This window comes from Scandinavium hiltneri (assembly GCF_024764835.1).
GTDB classification, from domain to species: domain Bacteria; phylum Pseudomonadota; class Gammaproteobacteria; order Enterobacterales; family Enterobacteriaceae; genus Scandinavium; species Scandinavium hiltneri.
Map to the genome: position 1 here is coordinate 389,834 of NZ_JALIGE010000076.1, position 15,462 is coordinate 405,295.

Below are 15,462 nucleotides of genomic sequence, written 5' to 3' on the forward strand. Positions count from 1 at the left end.
GGTTAACCTCCCACCAGTGAAAGCACATTGCCCGCCTTACCGACAAGAGATTCGGCCTGCTTACCAATATCGCCATAGAGCGCCGCAAGGGAATCATCGACGCGCGTCAGTGACAGCGTGAAGCTGATTTTTCGCGGTGAGCCATCAGCGAAAAAGACGGTGCCGGTTTCGCTCACGTTGGTAATAACAAACATTCCGTAAATGGTGCCGGTACCGGAAATCAGGGGCCACGCCCGGCCCTCATCTGCCATCGCATAGAGCGCCAGCATCGAGAGCCGCCCGCCGGTCATTTCAGGGTACAAATCGCCAGTGAGGGTGATTTTGTCGTCGCCGGGGCCGAGGAACTGAAACGCATCACGCTTCCCGACCCGGCTGTTTGACGGCCACTGGTAATCCGCGCTGCGCTGCAAACTCTGATAAGGCAGCGACTGGCGCATAAACACAAACATTCCAAGAGTGAGCATCATCATCAGGCTCCTTAATCATGCATCATGCTGGCGCGGGCTTTAGCTCGCTTGTTGCGCTCGTATTTTTCAAGCGCATCCTGCAACTGGTTACCGAGCTGGCCGCCCGGCGCACCGCCGCCCTGTAACTGGATTTGATAGGTTGGGCTGCTCTGGTCGATGTACGTGCGACCGGCGGGCGCGGTGACCGGTTGATATGCCTGATAGCCCCCGTATGAGCTGGTCGCCGGAATGTACCCGCCTCCCTGCCCAACCGGCTGCGCCTTTGCCGTCGCCGCATCGATGGTGTCCGATTCCTTTTTAACGATGCCGAGCTTTTCGAGGATCACATCAAGGCCGCCGCGCAGCTTGTTGAAGATATTCAGCGGCAGCATCAGCGCATCCCCCAGCGCCCGGCCAAACGCCACCCCGGCATTTTTGCAGCCGTCTAAGGTTTCGTGCGTGGCTTTTACCGGCGCGATAAGGTCTTTAAACCATTTCCAGACTGCGCCGAGTTTCTGACCGAGCCCGTCAAAAACGGGAGCCAGCGGGGCGAACATCTCAGCCACCGGTGAAAATGCGGCAATAAGCCCCTGCACCACACCCGAGAAAACGGCGCTGATGGGCTCCCAGTATTTGCGGATGAGTAGCGCCCCGCCGACGACTGTCGCCACAACCGCAGTGACCACGGCGACAACCGCCCAAAGGGGCCACGAGATGGCCCCTATTACAGCAGCCGCGGCCGTGCCGATTGTCGAAAGGGCAAGGCTTAACATGCCCGCCGCCGCAACGATGGCATTGATACCCGCGATTACCGGCCACGCAATCAGCCCGATGCCGCCGAGTACGCCAATGACGGCCAGCGCACCTGTCGCGACGGTAAACAGGGTTTTTGTCAGCTCCGGGTTCGCTTTTGTCCAGGCGGCCACGGTACCGAGCCAGTCAGTAGCCGACACGGTGAGCCTGCGCAGGGCCGAATCCTCTTTATCAAACACCTCGATTTGCAGATCTTCCCACGCCGACTGGAGGTTTTTTAAATCCCCGTCGAGGTTGTCAGTCTGAATTTTTGCGATGAGCTCAGTCGTGCCAGTCGCGTTTTTAATCTCGTGACGCTTCCGGTCAAGCGAACCATTTCCGGCGGCGGCGACCAGCTTTATCGCGCCTTTCATGGCCTCCTCACCGAAAATCACTTTCAGGTATTCACCGGTTTCAGCAGTACCGAGTTTGTTTTTCACAAACGAGCGATTAATCGACCTGAGGATTTGCTCCACCGGGAGCATGTTGCCCTTCGAGTCACGGGTCTTTACGTTCAGCTCAGCCAGTGCATCGACGGCCTTACCAAGTGGAGCCTGAAGCCTGTTAAAAATGGCACTGGCCCCGGTACCCGCCATTGAGCCCTTAATCCCGTTATCGGCCATAATGCCGAGCATGGCAGTCGTGTCCTCGATGCTGGCCCCCGCCGCCTCCGCGACCGGTGCGACATACTTCATCGCCTCGCCGAGCTCGATAAGACCGGTATTAGACGAGGTAAATCCTTTCGTCATCACATCGGCAACACGCTGAATCTCCGTAGTCGGCAGGTTAAATGCGGATTGCATATTCGTGATGATGTCAGCCGCTTCGGCGATGTCGACATCTGCCGCCAGACTCAGGTTAACCGTCGAGCCGGTCGCTGCCAGCACGTCATCAGCTTTGTAGCCTGAACGGGCAAGCGTCGTCTGCGTTCGCGCCACATCACCGGGTGAAAATGCCGTGGTCGCCCCGATGTCGCGGGCCTGCTGGCGGATCTGCACCAGCTTTTCATCGCCTTTATCCAGGCCAAGAATGGCCTGCGTGCCTGACATCTGTTTATTAAAGCCGATACCCGGCGCAATAAACCGCGATGTCCCATAAAGCCCCGCCGTTGCCACACCGACCCCGGCCATACCTGCATTTCGCGCCCCGGCAGCGAGCGCCTGCCCGGATTCATAGCGGGCTTTCACAGCGGATAATTTCGCCTGCTGCGCACTGACCCGCGCCAGTGCTTCACGCTGGCGGTTTAACTGCGCAGTCGTTTGGCTGATGGAATTTTTCAGACGCAGCTCATCGTTCGCCAGTGTCCGGGTCTTAATCCCCGCCTGACCGAGTTCCTGCCGCTGACGCTGCACGGACAGACGCAGCCCGTTATATTTGAGCTGTAAGTCAGCCGCATTCTTTTGGGCAAGCTCCATTGCGCGGGCCTGCGCTTTTGTCGGATTTTCGGTGTTTCTAAAGGCCACCGACAACGCGGTCGCTTCCTGCTTCGCTTTGGCGAGTGACTGCCCCGTGACGGCCAGTTGGGCGCTGCTCTTACGAAAACCGTCGATTTTCGATGCCTGACCGTTCAGGTCGCGTAACGACTGCTGTGTCGAGCGAATATCACCCGACAGCGATTTACTCGCCGTCTGGATGGATTTAAAAGGTCGGGTTGCCAGGTCGACAGCTTTCAGCAGCACTTCGAGTTTGAGGTTATTACTCATTCGTGTTTCCGCTTCGCTGTAGCGCCTTGTCGCGCCATGTGATGAGCTCGGGAATACTCAGGGGATACAGCTCTGATGGCCCCCAGTGAAAAATCACTGCGACGTCGGCCATCAGGTCATCAACCGAGAAATTTTTCGGGAAGTTTACGCCGCCGAATTCGGTGACAAAAAACCGACCACCTCACCAGCGAAACTCAGCAGGTCCGGCAGCTCCAGCGCGGCAACCTCCTGCTCGGTCAGCGACGGCAGGGTCATGCGCGGCAGCACCTTAATCAGCGCATCGACGTCCGAGTTCGCCACCGCCGCCAGCCCGACACCGCGCAGGGTTCCGGCGGTCGGTTTCAGGAGGAACACCTCTTTAATTTCGGTCTCACCGCGCGTGATGGCTTTTACCAGGGTGATGACGTGTTGGTTTTCAGCTTTTTTCATGGTTTATCTTTCTCATTCAGTATTCAGGGAATCCCGGCCAGCGGCGCTGCCCGGGTGAACATTACATGCCGATGTTTCGGCGATGCTCCTCGAGCTTGTCGACGCCGTTCACCTTCTCAATCAGGTTCAGGGTGTCGATTTCGACCAGCTCCTTTCCGTTGAGAGTGAGCCTGTAATAGGTGCAGTCCATCGAGATTTTTGACTCGGTGTCCTCGCCCTGTTTGGCGTCGCCGGTGTCGATTTCTTTCTGACGGCCACGCAACACCACTTCGACCGGTACCGTCTCGCCGGTGTCGTCGCGCTGGTAGGAGCCAGCAAAACGCAGCGGCACCGCCGAGGCTGTCGCCGCAGCGTAGAGCGACCAGATAACGTCATCCGGAAATCCGCCGAGGGAAAACTCCGCCGCCAGCGCATCATCATCGAGACCGAGGTCGACCGGGGCCGCACCATTCATCCCGCCGCCGCGATATTTCTCGAGTTTGCGGGTCAGCTTTGGCAGCGTTACCGACTGGACGACACCGAGAAAGTTCGTGCCATCAACAAACAGATTCATGAGCTTTAACTTGCGGGGTAATGCCATGTCTCAGGCTCCTTATTTGCTGTTCACTGACGAGATGAGATTCGCCAGATATTTATCGGTAATGCGCTGGCGCAGGGTCAGGTTTTCGAGCGGCGGTACCGGCGTATAGTCGTAATCCAGATACAGCTTCCCGGCCTTCAGCGACTCCTTATCGTTGGCGCTGTCGTCAAACCAGCAGGTCGCATCAACGATATAGCCCCCGGTTTTCAGCTCGCGGAATTTCGCATTGATGCCGTCAACGATGTCGCGAATGAGTGTGGCGGTCACCGGTTTATCGACCGCCCACATATGCGCCTCAGCCATCGTGTCAGCGATAACCTGCGCGGTGCGAGTGTAGTTTTCAAACAGGAAAAGCGGGTCATCTGAGCAGGTGCGGTTCCCCCAGAAGCGGAAACCATCTTTGCGGATAATCGTGGTAATGCCCGCCTCGTTCAGCAGATCGGCATCGGTGCCGGGCTCCTGTAAATCCCAGAACACAGACGCACTGATACCGGTGACGCCATTCACGCCAACGTTAGACAGGGTTTTATGCCAGCCGGTGTCATTGTCGATTTTCGCTCGCAGACCGAGCGCTCGCGCGGTGGCGTACGCTGTTTCCGTCGCGTTAGCCGTGGTATCCCACGACAGGAAATCCGGCCAGATAACCATCAGCTCGCGGGCGCTGAAGTTGGCGCGGTACTTGATGGCATCAGAAATAGTTTTGCACCCCCAGGCGCTGACATAGCCGAAAGCCCGCAATTTTTGCGCCACCGGCACAAGTGCGGTCGCGACCTCCAGTGAATCGAGACCCGGCACGCCGAGAATACGCGGCTTAACACCTGTCACCGCCTGCGCGGTCAACAGTGCTTTCAGCCCGGTGTACTTCCCATTCTCATCGGTGGTACCGATGATGTTGGAGATGGTCTGCGCCTGCGCCGCATCCTCATCGTCGCCGGTGCCTTCTTCCACACGCACGACAACGGTCACCGGCTTTGACTGGTCAGCGATGGCCTGTAGCGAGCTGGCGAGCGTGCCTTTGGTACCGGCTTTCCCGATGACGCTTTGCGGGTTGGTAATTAACACCGGCTCATTGAGCGGGAAGGTCTCGACGTCAGCATCGCTGGCCGTACAGACCATCCCGACAATGGCGGTGGAAACCGTGGAAATGATGCGCGTGCCGTCGTTGACTTCGACGACCTGCACACCGTGATGAAAATCACTCATCCGTTTAACTCCGTTGGGTTGGGGTGCAACCATTTTCTGTTGTGTGTGCAACAGGTGCGACGGAATGGCGTTGGCGGAGATCTAACACAACAAACAAAAAGCCCTCCGGGTGTGGAGGGCTTCGTTTATGCAGGCTTTTCAGGCCACACTATATCCGTGGCGGCACTGATATCCAGCCGATTTAACATGACCCGGTAAAGTCTCCAGCGCTCAAGCGCTGCCAGCTCATCAGCGGTGGCAATCCCGAGCGTTTGTGCGTCCTGTAGCGGCAGAATCGCTGTGTTCGCCTCACTCATCAGCGTGGTGCGGGTCTCTTCCGCCTGGCGGATTAATTCAGCCCTGCCCGGCTCAGGCCTGGTTTTTAATACCGGCTGGCCGTGGTCGTCGGGCAAAATCTCTTTCCCGTTACCCTGATTATTAATTAAATAGCTATACCAGCGTTCTGACACTTCAACACCATCATCGGGCCAGCACCCGGCCTGTACATATGCCTCTTTCGAGCTGTCAGGGTAAAAGCCATTCGAGGTCGCGCTATAAAATATCGTCATATCATTTGCCCACCGCTATAAATCCAACCGTATTTTTCGCCGCTGCTTTAACCACAAAGCCAGTGGTGCTGACGCTGGAGGCACCCACGTCACCGTACGCACCACTATTAACAGTGAGAGAAAGAGAGGGGACCAGGCTAAAGGCCACCGGGAAGGTGAAACCCTGCCCGTCATTGCTCACTGCGACTTTCCCATACTGGATCAGCATTCCGGTATTCGTATCCCGAAACCATCCATTTACCGCCAGTGACGCGGAGTTAATTTTCTGAAATCGGGCATCTGATTCTGCTCTGGTATAGGCCTGTCCTGCCGGGGTATAGCTTCCTTTAGGCTGATATTTGTTATCGCTTTCAGCCTTTGTGTATGCCCCGATGTTCGCGGCAGGGATAGCGATATCAGCCGTGCCGTCAAACGCCACGCCCGCTATCTTACGGGCTGTAAACAGTCGGGTTGCAGAAACAGCGTTGCCATTATTCGCTAACGCTCCAATGTCAGCAGGGGTCGGTTTGTTCGCCGCGTCATACTGCTTCGTCCAGGCTGACCAGGCTCCGCTGTACATCGTACGGATGTAAGAGCGTGAATGGTTATACACCCGGTAAATCTGCGTGACGCCAGCGTGTTTATACACTTCGAGTGAACCGGCATTCGGCTCCGGGTAATTTTTCCCGCTCACCGCCTGCGCGTTAGCGGCCTGGTAATACAGCCCCGGCGTGGTGAATGCGTTCAGGTCAATTGCATTGCCAATGCTCACCGCCTGACCGTTAAAGATATCCTGCACGGTGATACTGATATCTCCCGTCAGCGCCCGGCCGTTCACCTTACGGGTGCCCGGTACGCGCCCGTTAGCATTGTCATTCACGACTTTCACTGCTTTCGGGGTTGCCGCCAGAATATCAGACGTGCTGTCGGTCGCACTGCTGAGCTGCACAATACCCTTTTGCGCCGTGGTCGCGTCCTGAGCCGTATATTTCCCTTTGGCGAGGTCATATGTGGCTTTCACTGCTTTCGGTGTCACAGCGAGCGTCTCAGACGTGCTGTCGGTCGCGCTGCTGAGCTGCACAATACCCTTTTGCGCTGTGGTCGCGTCCTGAGCCGTATATTTCCCTTTGGCAAGGTCATATGCCACCTTCACCGCTTTCGGCGTCGCAGCGAGCGCCTCAGACGCGCTGTCGGTGGCATTGCTGAGCTGGGTAAACCCTTTCTCTTTCAGCGTAGCGTCAGGATGGCGGCGCGACTGTTCGTGCTCCGCAATTTTGTCGTCAACATAGTCCTGCGTTGCCATCACCATTGATGAGTCGATGGCGAGCTCGACAGACTCAAGGTCGGACAGGATGATCACCATGCGCAGGGTCTGCGCCCGGCCGGAGCCTTCTTCCAGTTTTGGCTTGTAGCTCTCGGCCATGTTGCCAACGGCGACCAGCGTGCCGGTGTCGTCATACAACCCCATTTCACGCAGCCAGAAGCCGCCCGTTTCTGGCGGAATAACCAGCTCGGCTACCACATAATTTTTCTTCTTATTGTCCTGGCTGATTTTGTTCAGCGCATGACGCCAGACCTCATTGATGAGTTTTGTCTGGCCGGTGTTCGGCTCGGGCAGTGTACCGCCCCCATCACCGACAGCCATCGCCACAATGTTGACCTTTTTGCCACCCGGCGTCAGTGCGGCCGCAAATTTTGCCGCCCCGGCCGTGGTGACCACTGTTTTATATTTCACTGTCATTCTGCTCTCACTTAACCCGGATACACGGTAACGATGTCGCCGTCATAACTGACGCCCCCGGCGAAGAGATAACCGGCCACGTCCTGAATGATGTTGAGCCCGATAAGATGGCGACTGGCTGGTTTGGCATCGGCGATGAGCCGCTCCATCTCGAGATACATTTCCTCGGTGATGCCGGTTTCCAGCACACCAATATCGAGGCGAAAGGTGCCAGGCGGGTCACTGGTTTCCCACCACTCCGTCACGTTAATCACATACCCCAATGGCTCGACCACGCGGCGCACTGCGCCGATGGTGCCTTTGCGCCGGTGAATGTAAAAAGCTGCCCGAATAACGTCACGTTTGGTCTCTTCCGGCCAGTCGCTGTCCCAGCGGTCGACGGAATACGCCCAGGCGAGCCACGGCAGCAGATTCACCGGGCAGGTGTCAGGGTTCCATAAGCGCCGTAACGGGATCGGGGTGTTTTCGATTTCCGCACAGGCGCGGGCAGCGGCCACCTCCAGCGGCGATGACCCGACAGGCAGAAGTCGTGCCTCACTCATCCGAGCCCCCGAGCCTGATTTGATAATCTGAGCAGAAAGACGCCTGCGTTTTATCGAGCACAATGTCAGCGGCAGGTGCCGCCAGCTCGACCCGCTGCACCCCTTCAACATGCAGGGCGGCGTAAATGGCAGACTGCCGAATGTCACGCCCGAGCCGGTGCTGAGCGCTGATATAGGCTTTCAGTTTTGCTTCGGCTGCTGCGCGAATGGGTTCGCTCTCCGGGCCGGGGTAGATGTAAAGCGTCGCATCGATGGTGTAGTTAACAACCGCCGCCGACTGGACCGTCACCCGGTCGGCCACCGGCCTGACGTCTTCGTCGTTAAGCGCATTGCGCACCAAGGCCAGCAACGCATCCGATGCAGCGCCGTTATCCTCGCGGGAAAGCACGGAAATAGTCACGCACGCAGGCTCAGGGCTGATAACGGAAATATCAGCAACGCGACCGTCGGCGCTGCGGCCGTGAAACTCATACGCCCCTACTGGCCCCGCGACGCTCAAGCCCTCAAACGCCTGTTGCGCCCGCAGACGAAAATCCGTGTCGGACTCCATGACCGCCGGTGTCGGTGGGATGGTGCTGTCGTCGGCCGGGGTGATAATCAGGCGGGCGGTATTGGTGTTCGCGGCCATCACATCGAGGTCGTTGTTTTCGGAATACGCCATCGTGACGGCCAGCGCGGCCTCGTTCACTCGCTGACGCCATAACACTTCTCGGTATGAATTTTCTTCCAGATATTTCACCAGCGGATCGGATTCCAGTGCGAGCGTGCGGGCGATAGCCTCCTGCTGGTCTTCCGGATAGAGCGAAATCAGGGTCGCCTTACGTTCGGCGAGGATGGATTCATAATCCAGCGTTTCCACCACGTCGGGCGCGGGGAGCTGGCTCAGGTCGATAATGGCCATAGGTTCAACTCACTGGAATGGTCAGGGATAAAGGGGCGGCTGAGTCTTTGATTTCCCCGGTCAGGTCAACAATCATCTGCCCGTTAAACTGGCGCTCAATTGTCAGTGACATGATGGTGACGCGGGGCTCCCACTTCAGCAGCGCCATATAACAGGCACACATCATCTGAAGGTTCAGTGCATCGTTTTGCGGCATATCAATCAGGGAGGACAGCAGCGAGCCGTAATCACGGCGCATCACCCGCGACCCGACCGGCGTGCGAAGGATATCGCTCACGCTCTGGCGGATATGGTCAGCATCGGTAATGGCCCGGCCGGTCTCCCGGTTCATGCCAATATAACGGGCCGTCATTTCGTACCCTCCGTCCGGCTGTTCCCGCGTTCGACGCCGCCGTGGTCATGGTCATCCACCTGCACGCCGTTGGAGGTAAATTTCCCGCCTGCGTGCTCGATGTTGCCGCTCATCTTCCCGCCCTTCCTAACTTCGAGCGTGCCGGTGATGAGCTTGTTGGTACACACCACTTCCGGCGTATCGAGCGTGACGCGAGTGTCGGCCTTAATCATGACGACCGGCACCGTGGCGGTAATTGATTTCGAAGCGGTGACCTCGGCGGTGGTGATGCCGGTAACCGAAAGCGCCCCGGAGTCGGGTTCGTACTCGATAACTGCACCATCAGGAAAGGCAATGTGAAACGCGTCGGCGGAGGCCGAGGGTGCGGGATGGTCATCAGAGAAAATGGCAGGCAGGACAAACGCCGTATCGAGCTCACCGCCCACGGCAAGAATTAATACCTGCTCACCTACGGAGGGAGCCCACCACGTGCGCGAGCGTCCGGCACGATGCGTCAGCCACTGAAGCCAGTCGGTAACAATGCCGCCGGTCTGCACGCGACAGCGACCCGCATCAAGGTCAGTCTCGATGATGACGCCGGTGCGAATGAGATTGCGCAGCAGGCGCAAAATATCCTGAAGAGTGGATTGTGTTTTCATGCTGGAAAGGATGCCGCCATACAAATTAAGCAACAACCAAACAGATTTGTCTCACACATGCGACAACAAGTATATAAGGGTATCAATACTGCTTGCTTTAAATATAAGTGCTGCAAATAATAATGCATGTTCCAAGCCCCCTCCCTTAATTGCTCCCTTGCTTTATTACTCGATATATCAAAAATAATTGAAAAAAATCAATCCGCCGTGTATAAACACTTCACATTATAAATGTATTTAAAAGGTCTAAAATGAAGGAAAACAATACCTTTTGTGGTTCAAAAATAACTCAATTCAATGCGACGGTCGGTAGGAATGGTAGTATGGAAGCTGGTGACAACCCTCGATCAAATGTTTTTTATGCTGAAGGATTTGAAATCGCTGCTTTAGAAATGATAGACATTTCCTTAAAGAGTGAGAAGTATGAGCATAGTGTAGATACGCTAGTTTATCCTATATGTTTCAATATGCGACACTCTGTCGAATTAAGGTTAAAAAAACTTTGGATGGATCTTTGTACTCTATCTAAGTTAAGAATTGAAAAACTAAAAGCCTATAGACAAGAAAAGCTTGATAAAGATCCTAGTCTTGATAAAACAAAAACGCTTACCTTCCCAGATATAAAAGCATTGCAGTACCATGATATAAATGCGATCTGGATGAATATAAGTGAGTACGCACCAATAATTGATGAAAGGTTCACCTCTCTAACAAATTTACTCGCAGAATTTATTCAAGATATTTCAGAAATCGACCCTACCGGACAAACATTTAGATATCCCGCAGACAATGAGAGCAAGACACATTTGCTCGACACCCCTTTAATAAGCATTCCTATTTTAAAAATTAGATTCAAAAACTTAAAAAACGCATTGGTATTATTAAATGAACTAGCTGAGCAAATAATCAGTGAATATTATTCATGCAGAGAATACAATGCAGAAAAGAATGAGTATATAACTGGAACCAGAATATCACACACCAATAAATTATCTTACTTTGATATAATTAATATAACCTATTCAATGTCAAAGTACCTTAACTCAGCAGAACCATGTCATGTCGCCGCTAAAGATGATATTAAGATGAGATTCAACTTGAGCAATAAAGATTATGGCAAGGCTGTAAATATAATACATAATGACTCCATTTTAAATAATTTATTAAATAAAACTAACCAGCTGAAATTTCTGAATGTCGAAGATCTTTATCGGTTATTTGATATAATAAATTCACATGCGCCCCTTACCGAACTATACACTGCCGCCTCAGATCAAGGGTCTTTAATTGACTGGAGTTCTCAGGGTTTACTTGCCATATTCGACTCCGAAACCACTCAAAGAAAAATTGATGCGTTAAGTGATTTATTAACTGCTTTTGATGACAACAAGTTGGCTGAAATAGTATCACTATATCTTCTTCAAAAGAGTGATCTTTATTATGCGAATTACATGAGATTATTAAAAACCAACCTTCAGGAATTGAAATCCTTTAATGGCGAGATTGAAGAAAAAAAAGATTACGTTAATCATTATCTTGAAAAAACAAACCTAGCGCAATATATCATAACTTCTCTTTATTTATTCAATTTTAAAGGCGTAGTACACGATATTGTTACTAATCATGGCATATCCAGTGTTAAATGGTATGTGAGATTAACTAATGGGAAGCATAGAACAGCCTATTCAGAACACGCGAGTTTCTTGATGAATATCGCATCAGTCGAAAATGAAACCGCCAATGCAAATGCCTTCATTGATAAGTTAAAACGCAAATGATTCAGTGGGACTTGCTATTTAAATAATAAAAAAACCTCACAATGAAGGGTATTGCTCCATTGAAGCTTACTAAATAAAAATATCAGAATTTAACAACAAAGGAGGACAAACAATTTTACAACCATCCCAAGCAATAAAATTAATATGCTTGATAGCGGTCAAGAATTAAGTCTGAAATCAAGACTTTGATCTTTTGATTGTATCCAATTAAAGGCCGCTCCGGGTATTGCACATCTTCACTGTGTAGATTTGGTCGGTCTTTAAGCCCAAACTGATGCACCTTAACCATACGTTGCACCTTGCCTGCAAACTCCACGACAGCAGCATCATCACGTCCGCTAGCCTTCATAAAGCGGTTAGTGCGAAGTTTCGCGAACATCTCGCGCTTTACCCGGCCCTTTTTGGCCCTGACCGGCTGGCGCTTTCTGGCGGCATACGGCGTGCCGTCCGGGGCTTTCTGCGTTTTGATACGACGCTGCTGTCGGGTGCGTAACGTCTTCGCAATATCGGCGGCCATCCGTCGACGACTCACCGGTGACAGCGCCGCAATCAGCCCGGCCAGCCGGTCATCAAAGGGTTTAAATTCATTCATCCCATTCGCTCACAAGCTCGCCGTGAACATACAGCTTCATCGGGCGGGTCACTGGCTCTGGCGGCTGCGGTTCGGGCGCGTGCTCGATGTGCAGTTCGGCCCCGACTTCTTTGACGATGGTGCGCTCGGTCAGTAGCAGACTGATGCTGAGGTCGATGCTGTCGTCGTTGTTAATGTCTGCCTCGTAGATGAAGCCCCGTTTACGTCCCTCATCCGTAGTCATGATGTCGGCCTGCTGGACCCTGAGCCATGCCTGAATCGGCACGAGGATCAAATCAATATCGCCCGGAAAATCGGTAACCACCACGTTGAGCGTGTACTGATTTTCAAACGACAGCGATGTCGCAAGCGTGGAGGCCAGTTTTCCGTTATCGATAAAAATGCGCATCATGTCGGGGTTCGCTTTCAGCACCGGCACGGCATCAGTTAAGGCGTTGCGCAGACTCTTCGGTTTGAACATCAGTTTTATCCTGACAGGCTTTAATCGTTTCGACCTGAAGCGCACAGCTTTCGAGCGCGGTTTCGAGCTGGCGAATGTCGGCGCTCAGGTCGCCATTGGTTAACGGGTCACTGCCCGGCATCGGACACAGGCTGACTCTCGGGCAGGCGTTCAGCACAACGACCGGCTGCGATGCAGGGGGCGCGTCGGTGCAGGCTGCGCACAGCAGCAGGCAGCTCAGCGCTGTACCAGCGGCGTAAATCCTCGTTTTCATTGAGTAGCCTCGTGATGGTTCGCTCCCGACGCGCGGCCCGCGTTCCGGCGGCGGCGAGTTTCTGGCGCAGTTGCACCTGCGCCCGGTCATTGTCCGCACTCAGGCGCTGCGCGGTGAGTAGCTGGTTTTTCAGCATGGTGATAGTGCGTTTCTGGTCGCTGGCGACGTCATTCGCGCGGGTAAACGTGCGGCTGAGCTTGCTGTTTTCATGCTTCAGCCAGACCAGCGCCAGTCCGGCTATCACCAGTAAAATCATCAGTGTTTTCATTTTGCCCCCTGCATACAGTGCGACCATTCCCGGGCGCGACGGTTTTCAAGTCCGGTATTCCTGACGCCGTTCACGTACACCCAGCGGGTGAGCTGGTCGCACGCCTGCGCCCACTGCTGACGCTTAATAAACGAGACCAGCGTCGAGCGACAGGCCGCACCGGTGCCAACGTTAAAGGCGAAACTGACGAGCGAGTCATAGACCGGCTGCGGCATCTTCCCCGGCACGCACACCGCCAGCCGTCGCTCAGTATTGAGCACGTCAGCGACCAGATTCACCGCGGCATCGTGTTCGGTGATATTGCGTTTGGGTACCACCCCGGCAGTGTGGCCGATGCCTGACGTCCACACGCCCGCGCTGCACTGGTAGGGGCGCAACCGGCACCCCTCTAGGTCTGCAATCAGGGCGAGACCCTCCGGCGAGGTATTCAGCAGACGAAAATCAGGCACCAGTGCCGCCAGCGCCAGCACGACGGCCACACTGCAACGTTTAACGACTGAGGCCACGAATTACCCCCTTATCGATTCCGGCCGCAACGAGATAGCGGTAGGTCTGGCGGCGGTACCAGAAATTCACCAGCGCGGTGAAAATGGCGCACCCACCGCCGACATACAGCGCGAGTTTTTCCGGGGTCTGCGTGCCGAAATAGGCCAGCGCCACGGAAAACCAGTACGTCAGAAACGTTGTGATTTTTTCCATCGTTAATCCCACAGGTTAAGGGTCTCCGTGACGGCGGCTGTGTCGACGACCGGCAGACTGGCGGACGTGCCGTGCGGCAGGATGGCCCCCAGCTCAGCCAGACCCGGATTAGCGGCGAGCACCGCCTCGACAACCCCCTCAGTGCGGCCGTAATGGCGATGACACAAGGCGTCGAGGGTGTCGCCCTGTTGCGCGATGACGTTCATCAGATTTGCCCCACGATGCAGCGGGCTTTGTCCTGGATACGGGCCACTGACCAGCGCATATCCCGCCACAGCTCATCGATGGTGCTGTCGATGCTGTCGGCCTTTTTGTCACCTTTGGCGCTCGCATCCACCCCGCGATAACGCTCATAGAGCGTGGCGGTGGTCATGGCACACACGGCGTTGAAATAGTGGAAAACGCGCACGCTCTCTCCGTCGAGCTCATCGGTCGGCACCTCAGCGAGGGTTGCGTGACCGGCCCCGAGCTGAAGGTCGCGCCAGTCGCGCAGCTCGGCGTTGGTTTCGGCCATCCCGGCCTTAATTGCCCGGCGCAGGCGTACAGGAGAAACCGTCTGCTCGAGGCGCATTTCTTCCCGCACACGCTTCGGGTCAACGTCCGGGAAAAAGCCGGTGTTTTTTATCACCGGTTCATCGTCCGGCACCGGGGGGATCACCAGCGGCTCGCGCGGTCGTGCCGGGTTACTGACTACAAGCGTCGTCATGACTACCTCTGAAATAGGTGGGCGGTGGACGCTGGCCTCTGTTCAGGTGAAACACCTGCCTCGGCCAGCGTGCCGCCCGGCGCGGGGCGCATTCTGTTAACCGGCGACTTTCCTCGGGCGACCACGCCCCCGTTTCGCCGGTGAATCGGTTGTTTTCTTGGTGGCCTTTTTCGCAGGCTTCGGCGGGGTTTTCTTCACCGGGGCGACAGGCTTCAGCTCCCGGCCGAGGCGCTCGATGTCTTTTTTCACGCCGCAACTGTCATCCAACTGAATGGCCCGTTGCAGGTGCGTCATCGCCTCAGTCAGCAGACCGGTATCGCGCAGGACAAGACCGGCGACCTTATGCAGGCGGGCGCGAACCTCGTCAGGCATATCGGCGGTGCGGGTCATCTCGATAACGGTCAGAAGCGGCTGCACGTCCACCGGCTGACTGGCAGCGCGGGCGCGAAGTGCGGCCAGCGCCACCTCTTCGGCCAGCATGTACGGCGCGGTGCGCGCGTGACCGTCTGGCATCGACAGGCCAAAACGCAGCGCGTAGCGGGCAATCTCAATCGCGCCGGGAATATCCCCGGCATCGAGACGCCACAGCAGCACGGTCATCAGGATGTCATCCTGCGCCCCGGTGCCGGTCTCGAGTACGCCGGTCACCCACGGCAGATAAAACGGCAGCAGCTCGCGCTTTTTGTCTGCTTTGCGTTCCCGGGAATGGATTTGTGAAAGCGTCCTGCGGTCTGCGGCCAGCTTCACGAGCATTTGCTCATAAGCCGTGGCATGGCGCAGCGGGTGCTGTTCCCGCTGCGATGCCTGTTCGGCCGAGACCCGCATCGCGTGACGCCGTGCGGGGCTCGCCAT

Annotated in this window: 22 protein-coding genes; 1 reads left to right on the plus strand and 21 read right to left on the minus strand. The window is 55.2% G+C overall.

What is annotated here, in order from left to right; translation table 11 throughout:
* Positions 1–2: 2 nt before the first annotated feature.
* The 12 genes from MUU47_RS19310 to MUU47_RS19365 all read right to left on the minus strand — a co-directional run bounded on the left by MUU47_RS19310 (position 3) and on the right by MUU47_RS19365 (position 9,854).
* Positions 3–467, minus strand: a complete 465-nt coding sequence (locus MUU47_RS19310; RefSeq protein WP_258990565.1) for a phage tail protein — start codon at positions 465–467, stop codon at positions 3–5.
* A gap of 11 nt (positions 468–478) precedes the next feature.
* Positions 479–2,941: a phage tail tape measure protein gene (locus MUU47_RS19315; RefSeq protein WP_258989775.1), complete on the minus strand. Its 2,463-nt coding sequence runs from the start codon at positions 2,939–2,941 to the stop codon at positions 479–481.
* The gene (locus MUU47_RS19320) at positions 2,934–3,053 is read right to left on the minus strand and encodes a GpE family phage tail protein (protein ID WP_258964625.1); all 120 of its coding nucleotides are present in this window, start codon (positions 3,051–3,053) and stop codon (positions 2,934–2,936) included. The genes MUU47_RS19315 and MUU47_RS19320 overlap by 8 nt, the downstream gene beginning before the upstream one ends.
* Positions 3,054–3,085: 32 nt before the next feature.
* A complete protein-coding gene (locus MUU47_RS19325) occupies positions 3,086–3,370 on the minus strand; it encodes a phage tail assembly protein (protein ID WP_258989776.1) in 285 nt (94 codons plus the stop codon).
* 61 nt (positions 3,371–3,431) lie between these two features.
* The gene (locus MUU47_RS19330; RefSeq protein WP_258989777.1) at positions 3,432–3,950 is read right to left on the minus strand and encodes a phage major tail tube protein; all 519 of its coding nucleotides are present in this window, start codon (positions 3,948–3,950) and stop codon (positions 3,432–3,434) included.
* Between the two features lie 12 nt (positions 3,951–3,962).
* Positions 3,963–5,153: a phage tail sheath protein gene (locus MUU47_RS19335; RefSeq protein ID WP_258989779.1), complete on the minus strand. Its 1,191-nt coding sequence runs from the start codon at positions 5,151–5,153 to the stop codon at positions 3,963–3,965.
* A gap of 125 nt (positions 5,154–5,278) precedes the next feature.
* Positions 5,279–5,701: a tail fiber assembly protein gene (locus MUU47_RS19340; RefSeq protein WP_258989780.1), complete on the minus strand. Its 423-nt coding sequence runs from the start codon at positions 5,699–5,701 to the stop codon at positions 5,279–5,281.
* A 1-nt stretch (position 5,702) separates the two neighbouring features.
* Positions 5,703–7,421, minus strand: coding sequence for a phage tail-collar fiber domain-containing protein (locus MUU47_RS19345; RefSeq protein ID WP_258989781.1), 1,719 nt, complete (start codon positions 7,419–7,421; stop codon positions 5,703–5,705).
* A gap of 11 nt (positions 7,422–7,432) precedes the next feature.
* On the minus strand, positions 7,433–7,963 hold the full coding sequence (locus tag MUU47_RS19350; protein ID WP_258989783.1) for a phage tail protein I: 531 nt from the start codon (positions 7,961–7,963) through the stop codon (positions 7,433–7,435).
* The gene (locus MUU47_RS19355; protein WP_258989784.1) at positions 7,956–8,864 is read right to left on the minus strand and encodes a baseplate assembly protein; all 909 of its coding nucleotides are present in this window, start codon (positions 8,862–8,864) and stop codon (positions 7,956–7,958) included. The genes MUU47_RS19350 and MUU47_RS19355 overlap by 8 nt, the downstream gene beginning before the upstream one ends.
* 4 nt (positions 8,865–8,868) lie before the next feature.
* Positions 8,869–9,216, minus strand: a complete 348-nt coding sequence (locus MUU47_RS19360; RefSeq protein ID WP_258989785.1) for a GPW/gp25 family protein — start codon at positions 9,214–9,216, stop codon at positions 8,869–8,871.
* Entirely contained in the window at positions 9,213–9,854 is a 642-nt protein-coding gene (locus tag MUU47_RS19365) for a phage baseplate assembly protein V (RefSeq protein WP_258989787.1), read from the minus strand. The genes MUU47_RS19360 and MUU47_RS19365 overlap by 4 nt, the downstream gene beginning before the upstream one ends.
* A gap of 323 nt (positions 9,855–10,177) precedes the next feature.
* Here MUU47_RS19365 and MUU47_RS19370 point away from each other — a divergent pair, with 323 nt between their 5' ends.
* On the plus strand, positions 10,178–11,632 hold the full coding sequence (locus MUU47_RS19370) for a hypothetical protein (protein ID WP_258989788.1): 1,455 nt from the start codon (positions 10,178–10,180) through the stop codon (positions 11,630–11,632).
* 139 nt (positions 11,633–11,771) lie between these two features.
* Here the strand turns inward: MUU47_RS19370 and MUU47_RS19375 are convergent, their stop codons facing one another.
* From MUU47_RS19375 to MUU47_RS19415, 9 genes are all read right to left on the minus strand, one after another.
* Positions 11,772–12,224: a phage virion morphogenesis protein gene (locus MUU47_RS19375; protein WP_258989789.1), complete on the minus strand. Its 453-nt coding sequence runs from the start codon at positions 12,222–12,224 to the stop codon at positions 11,772–11,774.
* The gene (locus MUU47_RS19380; RefSeq protein ID WP_258989790.1) at positions 12,217–12,684 is read right to left on the minus strand and encodes a phage tail protein; all 468 of its coding nucleotides are present in this window, start codon (positions 12,682–12,684) and stop codon (positions 12,217–12,219) included. The genes MUU47_RS19375 and MUU47_RS19380 overlap by 8 nt, the downstream gene beginning before the upstream one ends.
* On the minus strand, positions 12,647–12,904 hold the full coding sequence (gene lysC / locus MUU47_RS19385; protein ID WP_258990566.1) for an Rz1-like lysis system protein LysC: 258 nt from the start codon (positions 12,902–12,904) through the stop codon (positions 12,647–12,649). Before lysC ends, MUU47_RS19380 begins: the two co-directional genes overlap by 38 nt.
* The gene (gene lysB / locus MUU47_RS19390; RefSeq protein WP_258989791.1) at positions 12,792–13,205 is read right to left on the minus strand and encodes an Rz-like lysis system protein LysB; all 414 of its coding nucleotides are present in this window, start codon (positions 13,203–13,205) and stop codon (positions 12,792–12,794) included. The genes lysC and lysB overlap by 113 nt, the downstream gene beginning before the upstream one ends.
* Positions 13,202–13,711: a lysozyme gene (locus tag MUU47_RS19395; RefSeq protein ID WP_258989792.1), complete on the minus strand. Its 510-nt coding sequence runs from the start codon at positions 13,709–13,711 to the stop codon at positions 13,202–13,204. Before MUU47_RS19395 ends, lysB begins: the two co-directional genes overlap by 4 nt.
* Positions 13,695–13,916 (minus strand): hypothetical protein, encoded by a 222-nt coding sequence (locus tag MUU47_RS19400; protein ID WP_032634204.1) that lies wholly within the window; start codon positions 13,914–13,916, stop codon positions 13,695–13,697. The genes MUU47_RS19395 and MUU47_RS19400 overlap by 17 nt, the downstream gene beginning before the upstream one ends.
* On the minus strand, positions 13,907–14,110 hold the full coding sequence (locus MUU47_RS19405; protein WP_258989793.1) for a tail protein X: 204 nt from the start codon (positions 14,108–14,110) through the stop codon (positions 13,907–13,909). The genes MUU47_RS19400 and MUU47_RS19405 overlap by 10 nt, the downstream gene beginning before the upstream one ends.
* Positions 14,110–14,610, minus strand: coding sequence for a head completion/stabilization protein (locus MUU47_RS19410; RefSeq protein WP_159757868.1), 501 nt, complete (start codon positions 14,608–14,610; stop codon positions 14,110–14,112). The genes MUU47_RS19405 and MUU47_RS19410 overlap by 1 nt, the downstream gene beginning before the upstream one ends.
* Before the next feature lie 96 nt (positions 14,611–14,706).
* The gene (locus MUU47_RS19415) at positions 14,707–15,462 is read right to left on the minus strand and encodes a phage terminase small subunit (protein WP_258989794.1); all 756 of its coding nucleotides are present in this window, start codon (positions 15,460–15,462) and stop codon (positions 14,707–14,709) included.